The following is an 18,360-nucleotide window of genomic DNA, read 5'->3' on the forward strand; positions in this document are numbered from 1 at the left end:
AGCGTTCTCGCGGTGAAATGTCTTTGCGCTCTGATTACTTCGCTGCCGCAAAGATCCGGGCTGGCCTTACCTACGATTGGTTCATGGCGTATGTGACTGGTGGCGCAGCTGTTTCCACCTTCCGTGCTTCTAACCCGAATTTCGGTCCTGGCTCTGACAGCAACACGATGCTTGGCTGGGTTGGCGGTGCTGGCCTTGAGATGTTCGTCACCGAGCGGGTGATTGTACGCCTGGACTATGAGCGCATTGTCTTTCCCGGTCGTAGCTTTACCGTTGGTGGAACGCGCTTCAAGGAAGACATTGACAGCGACGCTATCCGGATCGGTGTTTCCTATAAGTTTTAGGCTATTAGCCTCAAATGAAAAAAGCCGCCTCATTTCAGTGAGGCGGCTTTTCTTGATTTTACAACGTGCTTACACGCTGATTATACGCGGCGCTCGACCATCATCTTCTTGATCTCAGCAATTGCCTTTGCAGGGTTCAGACCCTTTGGACATGCCTGAGAGCAGTTCATGATGGTGTGGCAGCGGTACAGACGGAACGGATCTTCAAGATTGTCCAGACGCTCACCAGTTGCCTCATCACGGCTGTCGATCAACCAACGGTAAGCCTGCAGAAGGACTGCAGGGCCGAGGTAGCGATCACCATTCCACCAGTAGCTTGGGCAAGAGGTGGAGCAGCAAGCACACAGAATGCACTCATAAAGACCATCCAGTTTCTGGCGGTCTTCGTAGGACTGCAGCCATTCTTTTTCAGGCTCAGGTGTCGTGGTTTTCAACCATGGCTCGATAGAGCGATGCTGCGCGTAAAAACGTGTCAGATCCGGCACAAGGTCCTTCACAACAGGCATGTGCGGCAGAGGGTAGATTTTGACGATCTCGTGAGAGCATTCGTCAGCACCCTTTGTGCATGCCAGTGTGTTGGTTCCGTCGATGTTCATCGCACAGGATCCGCAGATCCCTTCACGACAAGACCGGCGGAAGGTCAATGTTGGATCGACCTTATCCTTGATGTAGATGAGCGCGTCCAGCACCATTGGGCCACAATCATCAGCATCAACGTAGTAGGTGTCGATGCGTGGATTGCGTCCATCATCCGGAGACCAGCGGTAGATGCGGTACTCACGGGTGTTAGTGGCGCCTTCCGGCTTTGGCCAGACCTTGCCCTCTCCCATCCGGGAGTTTTGTGGCAGTTTGAATTCAGCCATAACAGTTACTCCAGGTTTCGGCGCCTTAGTAGACACGGGCTTTCGGTGCGATCTTCTTCATGTCGATGCCGCCTTGTTCAAAGGTGGTCAACGGCTCAAGAACAACCGGACGGTAGCTCAAGGTCACCTTGCCATCCTCAGAGAGGTGAGAGATGGTGTGCTTACGCCACTCTTCATCATTACGACCATCGAAAGGACCATCTTTGTAATCTTCACGAGCATGCGCACCACGGCTCTCTTTACGCGCTTCAGCGCCGTAAACAGTTGTGATTGCATTTGCCATGAGGTTTTCAAGCTCAAGAGTCTCAACGAGATCAGAGTTCCAAACCATAGAGCTGTCTGACACGTGAATGTCTTGCATTTCACCCCAGATTGCGGAGATGCGCTTACAACCCTGCTCTAAGCTCTCCTGTGTACGGAACACAGCAGCGTCTTCCTGCATGGTCTTTTGCATCTTGGAGCGCAACTCAGCAGTTGGGGTAGAGCCCTTAGCAAAGCGCAGTTTGTCGAAACGAGCCATAATTTTCTGACTGGAAGCTTCGTTAGGCTCTGGAATTGGAGCTTCACGGTCAACAACTTCACCAGCGCGAATAGCAGCGGCACGACCAAACACAACAAGATCGATCAGAGAGTTGGATCCGAGACGGTTTGCACCGTGAACGGATGCACATCCCGCTTCACCAACGGCCATCAGACCCGGCGCGAGTGCGTTTGGATCTTCTTTGGTTGGGTTCAGCACTTCGCCCCAATAGTTGGTTGGAATGCCGCCCATGTTGTAGTGCACAGTCGGAAGGACCGGAATTGGATCCTTAGTCAAATCAACACCAGCAAAAATGCGTGCGCTTTCAGAGATGCCTGGAAGGCGCTCAGCCAACAGATCAGGATCAAGGTGATCCAGATGCAGGAAGATGTGGTCTTTATTTTTGCCAACACCACGGCCTTCGCGGATTTCCATCGTCATACAACGGGAAACAACATCACGAGAAGCAAGGTCTTTGGCAGAAGGAGCGTAACGCTCCATAAAGCGCTCGCCTTCGGAGTTTACCAGGTAACCACCTTCACCACGAGCACCTTCTGTAATCAGACAGCCGGAACCGTAGATGCCAGTTGGGTGGAACTGTACGAATTCCATATCCTGCAATGGCAAACCTGCACGGGCGACCATACCGCCGCCGTCACCTGTACAGGTGTGGGCAGATGTTGCAGAGAAGAAGGCACGACCATAACCGCCGGTTGCCAGCACAACCATCTTCGCAGAGAAGCGGTGGATTGTACCGTCATCAAGGTTCCATGCGATAACGCCTTCACATTTGCCATCTTCAGACATAATGAGATCAAGCGCGAAATACTCGATGAAGAAATCAGCGTTGTGACGCAGAGCTTGACCGTAGAGCGTGTGCAAAATGGCGTGACCGGTACGGTCAGCTGCTGCACAGGTGCGCTGTACTGGAGGCCCTTCACCATAATTTTGCATATGGCCACCGAACGGACGCTGGTAGATTTTACCTTCTTCCGTACGTGAGAATGGCACGCCGTAATGCTCAAGCTCATAGACCGCCTTTGGCGCTTCACGAACGAGGTATTCCATCGCATCCGTGTCACCAAGCCAATCAGAGCCCTTAACAGTGTCATACATGTGCCACTGCCAGCAATCTGGCGTCATGTTCTTCAAGCTTGCTGCAATACCACCCTGCGCTGCCACAGTGTGGGAGCGAGTTGGAAACACCTTGGAGATACAAGCTGTTTTCAATCCCTGCTCAGCCATACCGAGCGTTGCCCGAAGGCCAGCACCACCAGCACCTACAACCACAACGTCAAACTTGTGGTCTACAAACTCATAGGCCTTGCCGCTCTGGCTTGGCGCTGTCGATACACCGGTCTGTTCAACCATCTAGATCAGCCTCCGAAGCTGATTTTAAGCACTGCAACCACGGAAGCGAGTGCGATAAAAGAAGCGAAGAAAATGTTTCCCATAAGAAGAAGAAGCTTTAGCCCTTCTGAATGGAAGTAATCTTCGATGATGACTTGCATGCCCAGCTTCATGTGCAGGCAGCCGACCAAGATCACCAAAAGCAGCAAGGTGGAGATGATCGGGTTTTGAAGTGCTTCAGTGAAACTCGCATAATCAGCGCCTTGCAGCGCGATAACGAGGATAACAAAGAAGGAAATAAGGAACACATTTGCTACAGCGGTCAAACGCTGGAGCCAGAAATGCGACGTGCCGTCCTTAGCTGAGCCAAGGCCGCGAACTTTCCCGAGCGGAGTGCGCATATCGGTCATTGATCTCTCCTTAAGCGACGATGAAACCGATGATCCAGAGGATCACGGTAAGAGCAACAGAGCCTACGATTGTCGCGCGAGCCATCCAGTTCGCTGCAGACAATTCAAAGCCATGCCCCATGTCCCAGATGAAGTGACGCAAACCGCCAATCATGTGGTGCACAAGTGCCCATGTGAAGCCGAAGAGGACCAGACGGCCCAGGAAGGAACCGAAAACGTCCATTGCGAATTGATAGGACTCAGGACCTGCTGCTGCGCAGATGAGCCAGAACGCCATCAAAATCGTTCCAAAATAAAGCGCCGCCCCGGTGATGCGATGTAGAATGGACATCACCATCGTCACGATCGGCTTATAGATCTGAAGATGGGGCGATAATGGCCGGTTGGCCTTGAGGTCAGCGTTCGCCATAAATCTCTCTCCCGTCCCTGGTTACAGTTACGCTTACGTAAACGTAACAAAACAAGGCGTTGTATGAGGTTCTAATACCTTCAGTTTCGGGGTGCGTCAAAGCATCCTATGCGACTAAATGCTTTTTCTACTAGGTTTGCCCTTAAAATTGGCCGAAATGATTAGATTTTGCGGTGTAAATTTTGTTGGTTTCTACCCGATCAAGTAACAAGAATCTGGTAGCTTATTATCTTGAGTTTTGTAGTCATATTTTAATTTACTGAAATTGTGCGAAATTTTTCAGAAAATCACTTAAAGTCAAATTACGTTTACGTAAACTTTATTTAATGTGAGCGAGCTGACGCGACCCTCTACTTCAAATTTAGAGCAGCCGATCTTGATTTCCAGTTTAGGCACCTATCCCGTGCTCTATTCACTGGTAAAAAGAGACGGAGCAGGTATGGCCTGCCCCGTGTTGGTAATAAGCTACTGCAGATCAAACTCACAATACTCAACGCCGCTATCATACAGCGTTGAAGAGGTGCATTTGAGATCGATCAGCTCAGAGACATTCGCAAATAACGGTGTCCCCACCCCGCATATGACAGGTGCAACTTTCAGGCGTAGGACATTGATTAGTTTAGACGCAGCCAGCAAACCTGCAAACATCCCTCCTCCGCACAGGTAGATATCGCCACCCTGCTCATTCTTCAGCGCAGAGATGTGCGTGGTGAAGTCTGCTCGCACTGCCTCAACCTGAGTGTCTTCAGGCAGCTGAATTCCTTCTGAGAAAATCAGATGCCGCATATGCGGGTAAGCTTTAGCGCCTGCGGGAAGACCATACTGGTAGGCAAACTCATAGGTATGGCGTCCCATGATCACAGTATCATAGGTCGCTAATCGCTCTTTGTAAGCGTCTACATGATCACCAGTATGGGGGAAGATTGAAACATCGCCATTCGGGCCAGCAATAAAACCGTCGCGACTAACGGCGACGTCATAGATAACGCGTCTCATAAAGACTCCATCAAAAACAGACAGGCATCAAACACCACCCACGTTGATTGTGGGAGTGCTGTTCAACAGAATTGAGTTGCCTTAGTTGTTCACCGACAGAGTCCTCCTCATTGCCGGATTACATGCTGAAACAGATTTCTCTCCGGATCAACCTGCACGAAACGAAGAGCAGTCAAATGGGGGGAAAAGAGAGTTGATGTGATGTTTGAGTAACAAAGGACAGCCAAGCTTCGCTCCCTTAAATCTCATAGAACAACACTCTTCAGAGCGCTTTTTCCATGCATCTGACGGTCTTTCCTTTTCCTTCCAGCTTAGCTTCCCCGACGATTTGAAAGCCTAGTGAAGCATGGAATGCGTCTGATGCCGGGTTGGGAGGATCTGAGTTTACTTCACATACAATGCGCTCGTATCCCTTTGCCTTCGCGAAGTTGAACAGGTCATCGTAGAGTTTGCCTGCAATGCCTTGTCCTCGTGCAGCTTTAGAAATTACAATCCGATCGACATAGAGAAAGTTGTCATAGCCTGCGCAGAACCATTTGAAATTAACTGAAGAATACTCGCCGCCCTGATCGTATGTGATGAGAAGACCAGCTTCCTTGTCAGCAATCCTTACATAGGTTGCTTTCTTGATCAGCTCTGCAAAGCCATCACGTGTCATAGAGGACAATTCGACAGCATGCTCTTCGTTCAGAGCGTGCGTCCAGGTTAGATCGTCAGCAATAAAGCTTCGAATAGGCAACGCAGCTACTTCCTGTTATTTCTTAAAATTGTAGTTATTATTGAGTCTAGACGGATAGATTGCGTTTTGTTCGCAATGTCTTGAAAACGTGCACCATAAAGATCGTCGCAAAGAGTGGAGTGATCAGGTTCACGATTGGAATTGCTAGAACAAACGCAACGATCAGTCCGGCTGCAAATACGGTTCCGCCTTGCGATTTACGAAAAGCTTTTGCTTCTTGCGGCGACATAAAGCGCATTGCCACAAACTCAAAATATTCACGGCCCAACAGATAGCCATTCACGAGCAAAAATGCGATTTGGCCGATACCGGGAATGAAGAACAGCATCAGAGCGAAAATGTTGGCGACAATGATAACGCCGACAAAACGGAGAGCCGTTACAATAGACTCGCCAAGCGGCAGCGCTTTGCCTCGCCTTTCATTGGGATAAGAGTGCTCTTCAACAAGTTCGGAAATCTGATCTTGATAGAAGGCGACGACCATCGCTGAAACCGGAGCCAGGATATAGCCGAGACCGATTAATGCGCCGATGCCTGTTACGATACTGACCGTCGTGTCCTGCCAGTCTTGTGGTAAGTCTATGAAATACCCGACTACGCCTTGAATAGCGATCCAGACGACAAGAAGAAGAAGCAATGTTAGCCCTAAGGCTTTGAAAAAGATGCTTCTGAAATGCGGTTCAAAAACCTGCGAAAATGATTTTATTGCTGCCGATAACATCTCTTGTGCCAAATTTATGAAAACAGATGGCACTTAGATAAGCATTTCCCCGAGCCGCAACAAGAGCTGACGCTTGTAAAGCAGCTTGCCACCCATCAGGATCAACAGGCTGCTTCAGTTCTTTGCGCCGGAACGTTCCCAAGTTTACTGCGCGAGCTCCATCTCATCGATCAGCTGCCACTTCAGGCTCTCGAGACTAGCGGAACACTTCTCAAGATCGACTGGATCAAACCGGAACCAGCAACCACCTCCAACATTTGGAGGCTGATCGAAGGCGCGGTCGATTGCATTGTTGGCGAGGTGGCATTTGAGCAGCGTTCCCACGCCTCCATGGCCAGAAAATAGAACAGGTTCGCCACTTGGAATCGCGGTGAGCGCCTGTTTAATTGCAGTGACGACACGACTTTGCGCATCCAGCGCCCGTTCCCAGCCACGAACGCTCACTGCGGGGCGACTGAAGAACTCATCAGCGACAAGCTCAAACTCATCTGGCTCAAGAAAACCGGTTGAGCTGCGATCATTTTCGTGAAGGCCTGCGGATGTGATCAGCTCCATACCCAGGTGGCTCGCGATAATCTGACCAGTTTCGATGGCCTTTTTTTCGCGACTGGAAATGACGTGATCAATTTCCAGAAGCCACGGCTGGCGTAGACCTTGTTCTAAACGCTCGCGACCTTTATCCGACAAATCCCAGTGCGGAACTGGGGTTGCCGGGTCGATGTCAACATTTGGGTGGGTCAAATATATACAGTAAGTCATGGCACCTCCCCGGTGCCATCAGGCACCTGTTAAATAACCACTGGCTCTACTCGTCCATGGGTCATTTTTCCTCGATATATTTCTTGATCAAATGATGCGCGATAGAGATGTCAGGGGGACAAATTAATCCCGACTCTGCTTCGCCTTGGAACATCTTCAGTGTCTCCTCTTTAGAAAACCACTGACAATCCTCCATTTCTTCATAGTCGATATTCAAGTCAGTCGTCAGCGCTTCACCGTGGAACCCGATCATAATGTTTGATGGGAATGGCCAAGGCTGGCTGGCGACGTATTCCACTTTGCCGACTTTAACGCCTGCTTCTTCAAAAACTTCTCGGCGGACGGCGTCTTCAAAGGTTTCGCCCGGCTCAACAAACCCAGCGAGTGTTGTGTAGACATTTTCCATCAGATGGTAAGGACGCCCCATCAGGCATTTGTCCCCGTGGGTGATCAACATTATCACCGCGGGGTCCGTTCTTGGGAAATGCTGCGCTGAGCAAGACGGGCAATCCCGTCGATAGCCAGATTCGGCGAGTTCCGTTGGCTGTCCACACTGAGAACACATCTTATGGGAGGAATGCCAGCGGCCTACAGAAGCAGCCTGCGCCATCATTCCAAGCACTTCCTGACTGGTTGCTCGTTTCATCGCTATTCCGCGCAGTCCGTATGCCGCGAATGCTCCGAGTTTTTCCAGTTCCTCATCAAGCGTTTCAGCATCCACTGTGTAACGCACGCCAAAGTATGGGCGGTCTCCGTCAGTTTCGTCAATGCCAAGAAAGATGGTTGTCGGATCAGTGACATTCAGAGTTTTGAGCATCTCAACGGGATGGATGAAAGGCTCAGTCATGACCTCTTTATTGAAGATGAAAGCGTCGTTTGCCTGAATTAAAAAGCGGGCATCCAGGCTCGTCTTTAGCGAGTTAACCCATTCAGTATCTTTACGTTTTTCACCACAGCGATTAAGCGAGTTGGCAGAATAACAAAGAGCTGCAGAGGCATCATACACCTCGGCTGTTTCGGCCAGCATTTCGAATTCCTTAAATTATAAACTTATGTAAAGTGAACCCGAGATAGCACTGAAATGCAATGTTGTGGCGACATTTTCTGAATTCGGATTTGGCAGAACTCTCTGAAGATTCACAGTCTCGTCCACAGTAGCAAGCGGTAAACATCAATGAAGGCTTGCAAAATACAGGTAAAGCGACCATATACACGATCGGGAGGTTGGTGGTGGACGAGCCACTCGCCAACCGGGTCAGATCCGGAAGGAAGCAGCCCTAACGAGTCCATGGCACGGGTCATCGTGCCAGCCTCCCACCTAATTTTCCCCGCGCCCATACTCGACAAGCGGCCGGTCTTCGTCTTGAATGGCCGGGAGTAAGTTTTACCTTGCCTTTGAAGTGGCTGAGGATTTGGGCGATATGGACGGAATAGACCTTCAAGACGAGCACCAGACAACAACAGGCGCGGAAGATAATTCTTCCAGCAGCGATGGTGCATATCGCGTTCTCGCCCGTAAATACCGACCTAGTTCGTTCGATGATCTTTATGGTCAGGAGCCGATGGTTCAGACTCTGCAGAATGCATTTGAGACTGGACGTATCGCTCAAGCCTGGATGCTGACCGGGGTTCGCGGTGTCGGTAAAACGACCACAGCGCGTATTCTTGCCCGTGGCCTGAACTACGAGATCGCAGGTGAAATTGATAAGCCTACCATACACTTAGATAAACCCGGCGTTCACTGTCAGGCGATCATGGAAGGTCGTCATGTCGATGTGATCGAGATGGACGCAGCGTCTCATACTGGCATTGACGACATTCGCGAGATTACCGAAGCAGCGCGGTACCGTCCGGCGAGTGCGCGCTACAAAGTGTACATCATCGATGAGGTGCATATGCTCTCCAAGTCGGCGTTCAACGGGCTGTTGAAGACGCTGGAAGAGCCGCCGGAGCATGTGAAATTCATTTTTGCGACCACAGAAATCCGCAAGGTTCCTGTAACTGTCCTCTCCCGTTGTCAGCGGTTTGACTTGCGCCGGATTGAAAGTTCTACGCTCGTTTCTCTGCTGCGCGAGATCTCCGGTAAAGAGGGCATAGAAATTTCTGATGAGGCGCTGGCTCTGATTGCTCGCGCTGGTGAAGGTTCTGCCCGAGACAGTTTATCCCTTTTGGATCAAGCCATTGCGCATGGTGCAGGCCGCATTGAGCCGAATGAAGTGCGCCAGATGCTGGGCCTTGCTGACCGCAGCCGGGTGATAGATTTATTTGAGCACGTGATGCGCGGCGACATTGCCAGCGCTCTTGATGAGCTCAAAGCCCAGTACGATGTGGGCGCCGATCCGGCAGTTGTCCTCTCTGACCTTGCAGACTTTACCCATTTGGTGACTCGCCTGAAAGCGGTGCCGAAGGCGGGTGAAGAGAACTCTGTCACTGAGAGTGAGCGGCAGCGTGGGCGGGACTTTGCTGAAAAGCTATCCATGCGCGTTCTTTCCCGGACATGGCAGATATTGCTGAAGGGAATTAACGAAGTACAGAATGCGCCTAAGCCGTTGGCTGCGGCTGACATGGTTCTGGTGCGCTTGTGCTACGCCTCTGATCTTCCTGATCCGGAAGAGGCGCTGAAGCTGCTGAAGGCTGGCAAGTTCTCCCCTGCTGGCGGTAATGCGCCTGCGGGCAACGCGCCACAGGGCGGTGGCGGATCAAGCGCAAGCGCTGTTCCATCCGGTGGCGGCTCAGCCCCTCAGTTACGTGCTGTGGCTGGCGGCCAGCCGATGACGCAAGCTATTGGCGCTGCATCGCAATCAGCCCCTCAGATGCGGCAGGCTGAGGAACTTAAAGAGAAGATTGCGATCCGCTCCTGGGCTGAGGTTGCTCAACTTGCGGCCCGCATGAAGGACATTCCAGTCAAGGTTTCGGTTGAGCGCGCGCTGCGTCTTGTCAACTTCCAGCCGGGCCGTATTGAAGTGCAGCCGACTGAGATTGCGACAGCTGATGCAGCTGGAGAACTGGGCCGAAAACTGACAGAATGGACGGGTCGTCGCTGGATTGTTGCGGTTAGTCGTGACCAGGGCCGGCCGACTTTGCATGAGGAAAAAGAAGCTAACCAAAGACAGTTGGTTTCGGATGCACATTCTGATCCGGAAGTGGTGAAACTTATTTCTGCCTTTCCCGGAGCTAAGGTTGTTGACGTGCGCATTTTGAAGCAGGAGGAAGATCTCCCCCTTGAAGCGGCGTCCGAGTCTGTCGACATAGAAGACATGGACTCTATGGATTTCACCCAAGATTTCTAAGGTTTCTGTGCTATGAAACCTTATGAACCGAATTGATAGAGCGCTGATGTGTGCTCAAGAGACGTTTAAGGAGCGAGTCGATGGACTTTCTTAAAATGATGAAGCAAGCCAAGCAGATGCAGGAAAAAATGGGCGAGCTTCAGGAGACTGTAAACGACCTTTCCGTTGAGGGAACCTCAGGCGCAGGCATGGTCACCGTTACGCTGAATGGCAAAGGTGAAATGACTGGTTTGAAGATTGATCCTTCTCTCATCAATGCGGATGAAGTTGAGATCCTGGAAGATCTTATCCTCGCTGCGCATAACGATGCTAAGGGAAAAGGCGAAGCTTTGGTGCAGGAGCGTACGCAGGACATGATGTCCGGCATGGGTCTGCCAGCTGGCATGAAACTCCCGTTCGGCTCTTAATATCTTCAAGGCTATCTGTTGCCAAATCACCGCGGCCCTGCGCAGATTTGGCGATAGACCTGAAACGGATTTATTCCCTCTTGCCCGCCTCTTCAGGCGGGCATAGTTTATCTGGCATTGTCTCGCAAAACTGCTTTGCGGGTGCCTTTTCTTTCTCGCAGAGAGCATAGATTTTAGATGAGTACACGCAGGGTTGCTGGTCCCGAAATTGAACGCCTGATACAGCTGCTGTCCAAGCTGCCCGGCCTTGGCCCGCGCTCGGCCAGACGTGCTGCTTTGCATCTGGTTCAGAAGAAAGATCAACTGCTTATCCCTCTGGCCGAAGCCATGGGCGTGGCGGTTGATCAGGTCGGCATCTGCTCTGAGTGTGGCACCGTCGACACCAGTGATCCTTGCACAATTTGTTCTGATCCACGCCGGGATGGAGCAACCATTGTGGTGGTTGAGGACGTCTCTGACCTTTGGGCGCTGGAGCGGGCATCCGCTGTGAGCGCGCATTATCATGTCCTCGGCGGCACCCTGTCTCCGCTGGACGGGATTGGGCCGGATGACCTCAACATTTCCAAGCTGGTTGAGCGGATTGAAGGCGGTGTGGTGAGCGAAGTTATCCTCGCTGTTAATGCGACCGTTGAAGGGCAGACCACTGCGCATTTCATTACGGACCAGCTTGCGCGATTTGAGAATGTGAAAGTGACTCGTCTTGCCCATGGCGTGCCGGTTGGTGGGGAATTAGACTACCTAGACGAGGGCACGCTGGCGCAGGCTTTGCGAGCAAGAACAAAGTTTTAGCAGGTTTCTTGCTCTGTGCTTGTGCGGGTATTTCCGTCGCATAAGTCGTTTGCGTTGCTATGTGCGTTGATTTGAAAGATTTGCGTATTTATTGCGTTGAACAGGATTTTTAAAAATGGACACGTCTTCCGCCAAACCAACCCAGTTTTTCATCCGCAAAACCCAGCGCAATGATGTGGACGAACTGCTCGCTCTGCTCAACCGGATTATTGAGACCGGGGGAACAACTGCGCTTGAGAAGCCATTGAACAAAGGTGAGTTCATCGAGTGGTTTCTTGAAGCCAAAATTCTGGAGAGCACTGTTTGCGCGATTGACCGTGAGAGCGGCGAGCCGCTTGGCTTTCAAATCGCCAGCCATTACGGAGATATCCCCGCTGACTGGGTTGATATCGGCACCTTCGTAAAGCCGGGTCTGCACAAGAGCGGCATCGGCAGTGCGCTGTTCAAAGCGACACTTGCCAATCTGGAAGGCAAAGGCCTCACCACCATCAACGCCACCATCCGCGCCGACAACACCGGCGGCCTCGCCTACTACACCTCCCGCGGCTTCAAAGACTACAAAGTGCTGGAGGCAGTTCCGCTGGCTGACGGGACACCGGTAGACCGGATTTGTAAGCGGTTTGATTTGGGGTGAGTTGGCAACAGGTTGTGCTGGATTATTTGCGCTTACCTAAACCAACCTGCAGCCAGAAACACAGGGCTCAATCGCAAATCAGCATCGAAACTGGTCACGATTGAAGTCAAACTCTTTAGGTGCGGAACACTTCGAGAGCCGATAAGGAATTTTGTCAGAAGAAAGCGCGAAAGGATCACCCTTTAGTCTTGCGATGATTCTTCGTTGCGACAATGCCAGCGACTGGCATGCAAAAGACCCACCATATCGCTTCGTTACTGGGTTATAGCTCTTCGCTGGATGCCGCCAACAAACAGCTTTTTGTCCTGCAACAGTATCACGCTTCCATTCCTCCGGGACTACCACTGAGTTCCCCGGATACCATAACCAAGCACGACCATTTTTGCCAAGATAGTTGACCTGATATCCATGAGCCTGAGAGAAACTTAAATAAGTCCAACCACTACTCGGGTACTCAGGAAATACTATCTCGCGGTTCACCACATCTTCAAAGGCTGGTCGAGATTGATTAGAACACCCAACTAGTCCTGCAATCATAATAAATGGAACAGTTAGGCCCACTGCTTTCAATATTTTTAACATTTGAGATCCACACGCCAATAATCAAAGCCTGAGTATTTTGATTGAATCTCTCGCAGATCCGACTTCTTGGAGAAGCCACCAACAAAAGCCAGTATTCCTGCCCCAAATTCTGCTTTACATCCAGTTACAGCGCGTGCAACGCCTTCAACCTCAGCAGGCGAATAAGGAAATCCTGAGCCTTTGGGAGCAACAAATGAAAAGGCTTTATCTTTTGCAACAGCCACCTCAAATGGCTTCCCTGCAAAGCGAACCTCCTGACGGGTTTTCCAGATAGAAAGGTTGGCAGCCTTTCGAGCGCGAACTTCTACACTATTACTTCCACTGCTAGAACAGCCAGCAATCAACATAGAAGCAGCGCATAAAGCGAACAATTGCTTTTTCATAACACTTCCCCATAGGTAATATACCGGCGGATATCACACGTTATTGGGGAAGTAAATTAACTGGCCATTACTACTTAGCTCAGTTTATCGAAATCACGCCTTACCTCTGTGAGTGCCTCATAGAGCCCACGTACCCAGTCCGAGCAAAAGAGACGTTGAGATCTGCGTTTTGATTATCTGATGTAACTATAATGTATTGGTGAGGTTGTTGCGGTTGCTTCAACGCCGTCGTCCCGCACTTGATGCGGGATCCAGTAGGTGGGGCGGTAGAAGGAATGCCACCCCTTATTTTTCATGGGGTAGACGCACTACTATTGGCACTGGTATTTTTAAGGGGGCGCTGGCCTGCAGCGGGGTGGTATTGCCGCAGACCAGCAGGGCACCAATTGGCGAGGATGCGGGGTGTATTTGCGTTTCGCCATTGGTACCGGAGGCAAGTGGCACGGGTTCGTGCTATTTACCCATCACAGTGCTGTTGAACGAGCTCTGCGTGGTCAGGGGTACCGATCACGTAGAGCGCGCTGCACGATCAAGCCATTTTCTAAGCCAGTCCTTTTTTACGAGGCTGGCTTTTTTCTTTGCTCCTGTGCATCTCCCTGATTGAAAACCGATGGGGGTTTTCGGGCGGGTGCCAGCGAGCAAAGAGCTGCACGGCTTAATCAGGAAGCGGAGTTTTTGTGTTTATTGGCTGCGGATGAGCGACTCGCTCTAACATTCCGCAGCTTTTCTTGAGCGCTTCGAGGCGATCGCGGAAGGCGTGATGCAGAGTGAACAGGGCATCGCGCTCACTGGAGTGCTGCATTCTCTCTGTCAGCACAAGATGCTGAATATACGAGAGGTTTTGCAAATCCGAGACAGCGACGATGACTTCGTCAATTTCATTTTGGAAAGTATTTGTGGTGCCACAGGCACATGCGGAGTCGATCATTCTCAATCCCTCTGTAAGTAGGGTGTTGAACAACCGCGCGACAACAAGGCTTTCGACGGCCCGCTGGCGAGCGGGAGGTTCGAAACCTGCAAACAGACAGGCGAGTTTATTCCCCTCCGAAGAAGGTATTGTATTCACCGCCCTCCCGCTCATAGCAATAGGTTTGCGCGCTACCTATAAAGCAGGCACAAAAAATCCGCTAGTCGACGGGAGCGGTAACCGCTGTTTGGAGAGGTTTCGAAGCCTCATGTATGAATGTGGAATGAAAACCACAAGTTGTCAAATTGACAATTTTTACAAGGATGTGGATGACGGGGTTAGCGAGGCGTTTGTGTCGTGGCTTATGCCTGAGCATGTCGCTCTGGATCCCGGATCTACGCTGCGCTTGTCCGGGAAGACGGAGGGTGGCGTGAGAACCCTTTGGCGGGCGGGAGGCTAGAAACCTGCAAACAGACAGGCGAGTTTATTCCCCTCCGAAGAAGGTATTGTATTCACCACCCTCCCGCCCATAACAAAGGGCTTGTGCGCTTCATGCATGAGGATGGGATGAGGTAGTTACCCTGTCAAACTGGTAGTTTTAACAGGGACGTGGATGGCAGGGGTTAGCAACTTGTTTGTGTCGTGGCTTATGCCTAAGCGTATCGCTCTGGATCCCGGATCTGCACTGCGTTTGTCCGGGAAGACGGTGGGTGGTTGTGGTTGCTCGTTAAAGCTTGTAATCACCACCCGATAAGAAGAAGGGGCGGTGTCCTGGCTCAATGAGCATAGGAATTAAAATCGGAGTTCCCTTATTCGCTTTGGAGATAAGGAGCTGCGGGATCGATGAAGAAGTATGGCCGCACCTATCATTTACCCAGCTCTCCCGGTGTTATGAGCGATGACAAGATCCTGCGGGATTTGGCGGTTCTGGAAAGCGCCGCAGAAGTCGTCTTTACCGAGAAGATGGACGGCGAGAACACGACTATCCTGCAGAGTGGATGCCATGCGCGTAGCCCTGACAGTGGGTATCATCCATCCCGTGATTGGATGAAAGCTTTTGCGGCAGGTGTTTCGCCGTGTCTTGCTGAGGATGAGCGGATCATCGGTGAGTATCTGTTTGCCCGTCATTCCGTCGCTTATGACAGGTTGCCCACTTACTTTCTAGGTTTTGCATGGATTGTTGGCGGCATCACACAGAGTTGGGATGCGACGCTGGACCGTTTCTCAGAGCTGGGCATTGCTCCTGTTCCGGTGTTGCACAGGGGCGTTTTCACTCAAGCAAGCGTTGATGGAGTGCTGAACGGGCTCAACCTGAGCAAACAGGAGGGCTTTGTCGTGCGAACCACTGAGGCTTTCCAAGAGGCTGACATGGCAACACATATGGCCAAGTATGTGCGCGCAGATCACGTACAGAGTGACACCCACTGGATGCATGGTGAGATTACCAAGAACGGGTTGCGAAGGAGCTAGGAGCACCTGAGCATTTGGCTCTGGATCTCGGATCTGCGCTGCGCTTGTCCGGGAAGACGGTGGGGTGTGCTGTTATTGCAGGTTTTCTTTGATAATCCGGGCAAATTTTTGAGCGATTTTTTTGTTTGGGAGCTTCCTATAGTACGCACCTTGTCCTTTTACCGTAACCTCCAACTCGTTGTTACTGAGTCTTCGAAATCTCGCTGATTGGCCTATCCCATTATTATTGTACTCTGGGAAACTTCCGATGATTATAGTTGCATCATCAGCATTTACTTGTGGCTGACTTGGATGACGAAAGCCTCCCCAAATACAGCCATTCGGCGGCCTTTCATCAACTGAGTGACGGACTTTGCTATGGTATGCGGGGCTTGACATTGTGCAGGGGGCTATACCGTGATTTCTAAAGATAGCAAGCAACTTGCGAGAAAGCTCCTGGTTCGTCATTGATGAATCGATTTTCACAATCTCCGTATGTCCAGGTGTCGGCAGGAGAGGTCCAATCAATAAACATCCCGAAACTGCAAAACAGACAGCGAAGACACTCAAGATTATCGAAGTCTTTTTAATGACTGTTTTCATCTCTTTTCACTTATTGCTATCCGGATGGTCAAAGTTGGTGAATTCAAGCAATCTCTGTTTGGTCATTGCCAAGAGCCTAGCAAGGCGTTGTCACAAGTGAAACTCATGGAAAACTTGGGATGGTTTTGCGAAAGTATTTGAGTGTTTCAAGTGAGTTGCTGGCAATTGCTATCAACAGCACCTCAGGTCTATTCTCGAAAGCGCTTGCAATTGAGGTCTGCAAAATTCAGTATGCGGGCCTATGGTTTCTGAGGTGCGAAAGGCCTCGGGATTAAAAGGGAACACGGTGAAGTGTAGCCAACAGGCGCTAATTCCGTGACTGCCCCCGCAACTGTAAGCGGCGAGCGACGCCAAGCATGCCACTGGAGAGATCCGGGAAGGCTGGCTGAGCACAGACCCGCGAGTCAGGAGACCTGCCATTATGTTTCACTTCAACCCGGGCGGGGCGTCCCGGAGGAGGCCATAATGGTTGCATTGGCGCAAGCCTCTCACATATCCGGTTTCTGTTTGCCCCTGCCGTTGCGCGGAGGGCGTTATGTTACCTGTTTCCTCAAGACTTAAACTTTATCCCGGATCGTTTTGCGAACCGCTGATGGTCGACGCGCGTGTGTGCTTGACTTTTGCCTCAGGATTCGACAATAAATGTAACGTTATAACGTTACATTGATGATGTGTAGCGTTTCACTCGGGTGGGTTGGTACGATGCTTGATCTTGTTTCTCATCATTTGGGCACCGTTGGCTGCCCGATTGGGGCTGAGCTGCGCACGGGTGCTTTGGCATGAGCGCGGTTTTTGTTTCTGTGTGCGATGTTTCGTGGGCGCCTGATCGGAAGAGTTCGTTGGTGTTGCAGCCGTTGAGTTTTGAGTTGGCTGCGGGGCAAGTGCTTGGCGTGGTTGGCGCGAACGGGGCTGGCAAGTCTACGTTGTTGCGGCTGCTCTATCGGTTCAACAAGCCGATGAGCGGGCAGATATGTGTTGGCGGCGATGACATCTGGTCCCTCTCCGCCAAAGTGACGGCGCAGCGGGTGGCGGCGGTGTTGCAAGAGCAGCCGACGGACTTTGCGCTGAAAGTGCGTGAGATCGTGGAGCTGGGGCGCACGCCTTATCGCAGTGGTCTGGCGGCATCTGGCGAGCGCGACCGGCAGGTGGTGGACCGTGCTATCCGCGCTCTGCAGCTGGACGGGCTGGCCGGACGGTTGTTTGGCACGCTTTCTGGCGGGGAACGACAACGGGTGATGGTGGCGCGGGCACTGGCGCAAGAGCCAGAGCTGCTCATTTTGGATGAGCCAACCAACCATCTCGACATTCGCCATCAGCTGGAAATTCTGAAGCTCATTGAAGAGCTGGATCTGACGATCATCACCAGTCTGCATGACCTGAACATGGCGGCTGAGGTGTGTGACCAGATCCTGTTGCTGGACCACGGGCAGATGCTTGGCTTTGGGGCGCCGGAGCAGATCCTCTCTCCCGCTTTGGTTTCCAAGGCTTTTCAGGTGCGGACAACACGCGATCAGCTGGTGGACCGACAGCACTCTCTTTTGACATTTGATCTGCATTCGTAAGGGTTCTTTTTCATGAAAAAACTTGGTTTGGCGCTGACTGTGGCGCTGCTTTCCTCTTCTGCTGCGCTGGCAGAGGTTTCCGTCAAGAGCTGTAACCGCACTGTCGAATTTGATGGCGTGCCGCAGCGGGCGGTATCGCATGACTCCAACCTCACAGAAATGATGCTGGCACTGGAGTTGCAGGACAACATGGTGGGCTACACCGGTATTTCTGGGTGGAAGACGCTGGATGAAGAGCTCACGGATCAAGTGGCTGTGCTGCCGGAGCTTGCCCCAAAGTATCCGAACAAAGAAATCCTAATTGGTGCTGACGCGGATTTCTTTTTTGCAGGTTGGAATTATGGTATGAGGGTTGGTGGCGAGCTCACACCGGAGACGCTGGAGCCATTCGGCATCAAGGTGTACGAGCTGACCGAGAGCTGCATCCATATTGGCGAGAAGCCTAAGGTTTCCATGGATGATATGTACAATGATCTGTTGAACCTTGGCCGCATCTTTGATGTTGAGGAGCGTGCTGAAGGGCTGGTTCAGTCTTACCGCGATGATCTTGCGCAGTTCAAGGCTGGCCTGAGCGCTGGCGACACGCCGCTACGCGTGTTTGTGTTTGACAGTGGTGAGGATTCTCCGTTTACGGCGGGCCGCT

20 protein-coding genes, 1 other RNA gene and 1 riboswitch are annotated in these 18,360 nt (G+C 51.5%); of the genes, 9 read left to right on the forward strand and 12 right to left on the reverse strand.

What is annotated here, in order from left to right; all coding sequences use genetic code 11:
* On the forward strand, positions 1–344 hold a 344-nt coding region (locus PPL9_RS12455; protein WP_152986688.1), incomplete at its 5' end, for an outer membrane beta-barrel protein.
* An 80-nt stretch (positions 345–424) separates the two neighbouring features.
* On the opposite strand, the gene PPL9_RS12460 is transcribed toward PPL9_RS12455, so the two are convergent.
* From PPL9_RS12460 to nudC, 9 genes are all read right to left on the reverse strand, one after another.
* Positions 425–1,207, reverse strand: coding sequence for a succinate dehydrogenase iron-sulfur subunit (locus PPL9_RS12460; RefSeq protein ID WP_057462991.1), 783 nt, complete (start codon positions 1,205–1,207; stop codon positions 425–427).
* A 25-nt stretch (positions 1,208–1,232) separates the two neighbouring features.
* Positions 1,233–3,098 carry a succinate dehydrogenase flavoprotein subunit gene (gene sdhA / locus PPL9_RS12465; RefSeq protein WP_057462992.1) on the reverse strand — a complete coding sequence of 622 codons (1,866 nt, stop codon included), beginning with the start codon at positions 3,096–3,098 and terminating at the stop codon, positions 1,233–1,235.
* A 5-nt stretch (positions 3,099–3,103) separates the two neighbouring features.
* Positions 3,104–3,487, reverse strand: a complete 384-nt coding sequence (gene sdhD, locus PPL9_RS12470; protein ID WP_057462993.1) for a succinate dehydrogenase, hydrophobic membrane anchor protein — start codon at positions 3,485–3,487, stop codon at positions 3,104–3,106.
* Between the two features lie 10 nt (positions 3,488–3,497).
* A complete protein-coding gene (sdhC, locus tag PPL9_RS12475) occupies positions 3,498–3,896 on the reverse strand; it encodes a succinate dehydrogenase, cytochrome b556 subunit (RefSeq protein ID WP_057462994.1) in 399 nt (132 codons plus the stop codon).
* A gap of 465 nt (positions 3,897–4,361) precedes the next feature.
* Positions 4,362–4,892 (reverse strand): dihydrofolate reductase family protein, encoded by a 531-nt coding sequence (locus PPL9_RS12480; protein WP_057462995.1) that lies wholly within the window; start codon positions 4,890–4,892, stop codon positions 4,362–4,364.
* Between the two features lie 262 nt (positions 4,893–5,154).
* Positions 5,155–5,631 carry a GNAT family N-acetyltransferase gene (locus tag PPL9_RS12485; RefSeq protein ID WP_057462996.1) on the reverse strand — a complete coding sequence of 159 codons (477 nt, stop codon included), beginning with the start codon at positions 5,629–5,631 and terminating at the stop codon, positions 5,155–5,157.
* A 46-nt stretch (positions 5,632–5,677) separates the two neighbouring features.
* A complete protein-coding gene (locus tag PPL9_RS12490) occupies positions 5,678–6,352 on the reverse strand; it encodes a sulfate transporter family protein (RefSeq protein ID WP_057462997.1) in 675 nt (224 codons plus the stop codon).
* 144 nt (positions 6,353–6,496) lie between these two features.
* Positions 6,497–7,111: a histidine phosphatase family protein gene (locus PPL9_RS12495; protein ID WP_057462998.1), complete on the reverse strand. Its 615-nt coding sequence runs from the start codon at positions 7,109–7,111 to the stop codon at positions 6,497–6,499.
* Positions 7,112–7,172: 61 nt separating this feature from the next.
* Positions 7,173–8,138 carry an NAD(+) diphosphatase gene (gene nudC / locus PPL9_RS12500; protein WP_057462999.1) on the reverse strand — a complete coding sequence of 322 codons (966 nt, stop codon included), beginning with the start codon at positions 8,136–8,138 and terminating at the stop codon, positions 7,173–7,175.
* 192 nt (positions 8,139–8,330) lie between these two features.
* Between nudC and ffs the strand changes: the two genes are divergently transcribed.
* From ffs to PPL9_RS12525, 5 genes are all read left to right on the forward strand, one after another.
* Positions 8,331–8,429, forward strand: an RNA gene (gene ffs / locus PPL9_RS30980) — signal recognition particle sRNA small type.
* A gap of 103 nt (positions 8,430–8,532) precedes the next feature.
* Positions 8,533–10,401 (forward strand): DNA polymerase III subunit gamma/tau, encoded by a 1,869-nt coding sequence (locus PPL9_RS12510; RefSeq protein ID WP_208989364.1) that lies wholly within the window; start codon positions 8,533–8,535, stop codon positions 10,399–10,401.
* Positions 10,402–10,481: 80 nt separating this feature from the next.
* Positions 10,482–10,808, forward strand: coding sequence for a YbaB/EbfC family nucleoid-associated protein (locus PPL9_RS12515; protein WP_057463002.1), 327 nt, complete (start codon positions 10,482–10,484; stop codon positions 10,806–10,808).
* Between the two features lie 177 nt (positions 10,809–10,985).
* Positions 10,986–11,597 carry a recombination mediator RecR gene (recR, locus tag PPL9_RS12520; RefSeq protein WP_057463003.1) on the forward strand — a complete coding sequence of 204 codons (612 nt, stop codon included), beginning with the start codon at positions 10,986–10,988 and terminating at the stop codon, positions 11,595–11,597.
* Positions 11,598–11,712: 115 nt separating this feature from the next.
* Entirely contained in the window at positions 11,713–12,231 is a 519-nt protein-coding gene (locus PPL9_RS12525) for a GNAT family N-acetyltransferase (RefSeq protein ID WP_057463004.1), read from the forward strand.
* A gap of 78 nt (positions 12,232–12,309) precedes the next feature.
* Here PPL9_RS12525 and PPL9_RS31955 read toward each other — a convergent pair whose 3' ends face one another.
* From PPL9_RS31955 to PPL9_RS12535, 3 genes are all read right to left on the reverse strand, one after another.
* The gene (locus PPL9_RS31955) at positions 12,310–12,813 is read right to left on the reverse strand and encodes a hypothetical protein (protein ID WP_152986683.1); all 504 of its coding nucleotides are present in this window, start codon (positions 12,811–12,813) and stop codon (positions 12,310–12,312) included.
* Positions 12,807–13,196: a hypothetical protein gene (locus tag PPL9_RS12530; RefSeq protein ID WP_057463005.1), complete on the reverse strand. Its 390-nt coding sequence runs from the start codon at positions 13,194–13,196 to the stop codon at positions 12,807–12,809. Before PPL9_RS12530 ends, PPL9_RS31955 begins: the two co-directional genes overlap by 7 nt.
* A gap of 655 nt (positions 13,197–13,851) precedes the next feature.
* Positions 13,852–14,124: a hypothetical protein gene (locus PPL9_RS12535; RefSeq protein ID WP_057463006.1), complete on the reverse strand. Its 273-nt coding sequence runs from the start codon at positions 14,122–14,124 to the stop codon at positions 13,852–13,854.
* 822 nt (positions 14,125–14,946) lie between these two features.
* Between PPL9_RS12535 and PPL9_RS12545 the strand changes: the two genes are divergently transcribed.
* The 3 genes from PPL9_RS12545 to PPL9_RS12560 all read left to right on the forward strand — a co-directional run.
* Positions 14,947–15,573 (forward strand): RNA ligase family protein, encoded by a 627-nt coding sequence (locus tag PPL9_RS12545; RefSeq protein WP_057463008.1) that lies wholly within the window; start codon positions 14,947–14,949, stop codon positions 15,571–15,573.
* A gap of 807 nt (positions 15,574–16,380) precedes the next feature.
* Positions 16,381–16,591, forward strand: a riboswitch (cobalamin riboswitch).
* Positions 16,592–16,934: 343 nt separating this feature from the next.
* Entirely contained in the window at positions 16,935–17,717 is a 783-nt protein-coding gene (locus PPL9_RS12555; RefSeq protein WP_057463010.1) for an ABC transporter ATP-binding protein, read from the forward strand.
* Positions 17,718–17,729: 12 nt separating this feature from the next.
* Positions 17,730–18,360, forward strand: a 631-nt coding sequence (locus tag PPL9_RS12560; protein WP_057463011.1) for an ABC transporter substrate-binding protein, incomplete at its 3' end; no start/stop codon positions are given.

Origin of the sequence: Pseudovibrio sp. POLY-S9, assembly GCF_001431305.1 — a bacterium.
In the GTDB taxonomy this organism is placed as follows: domain Bacteria; phylum Pseudomonadota; class Alphaproteobacteria; order Rhizobiales; family Stappiaceae; genus Pseudovibrio.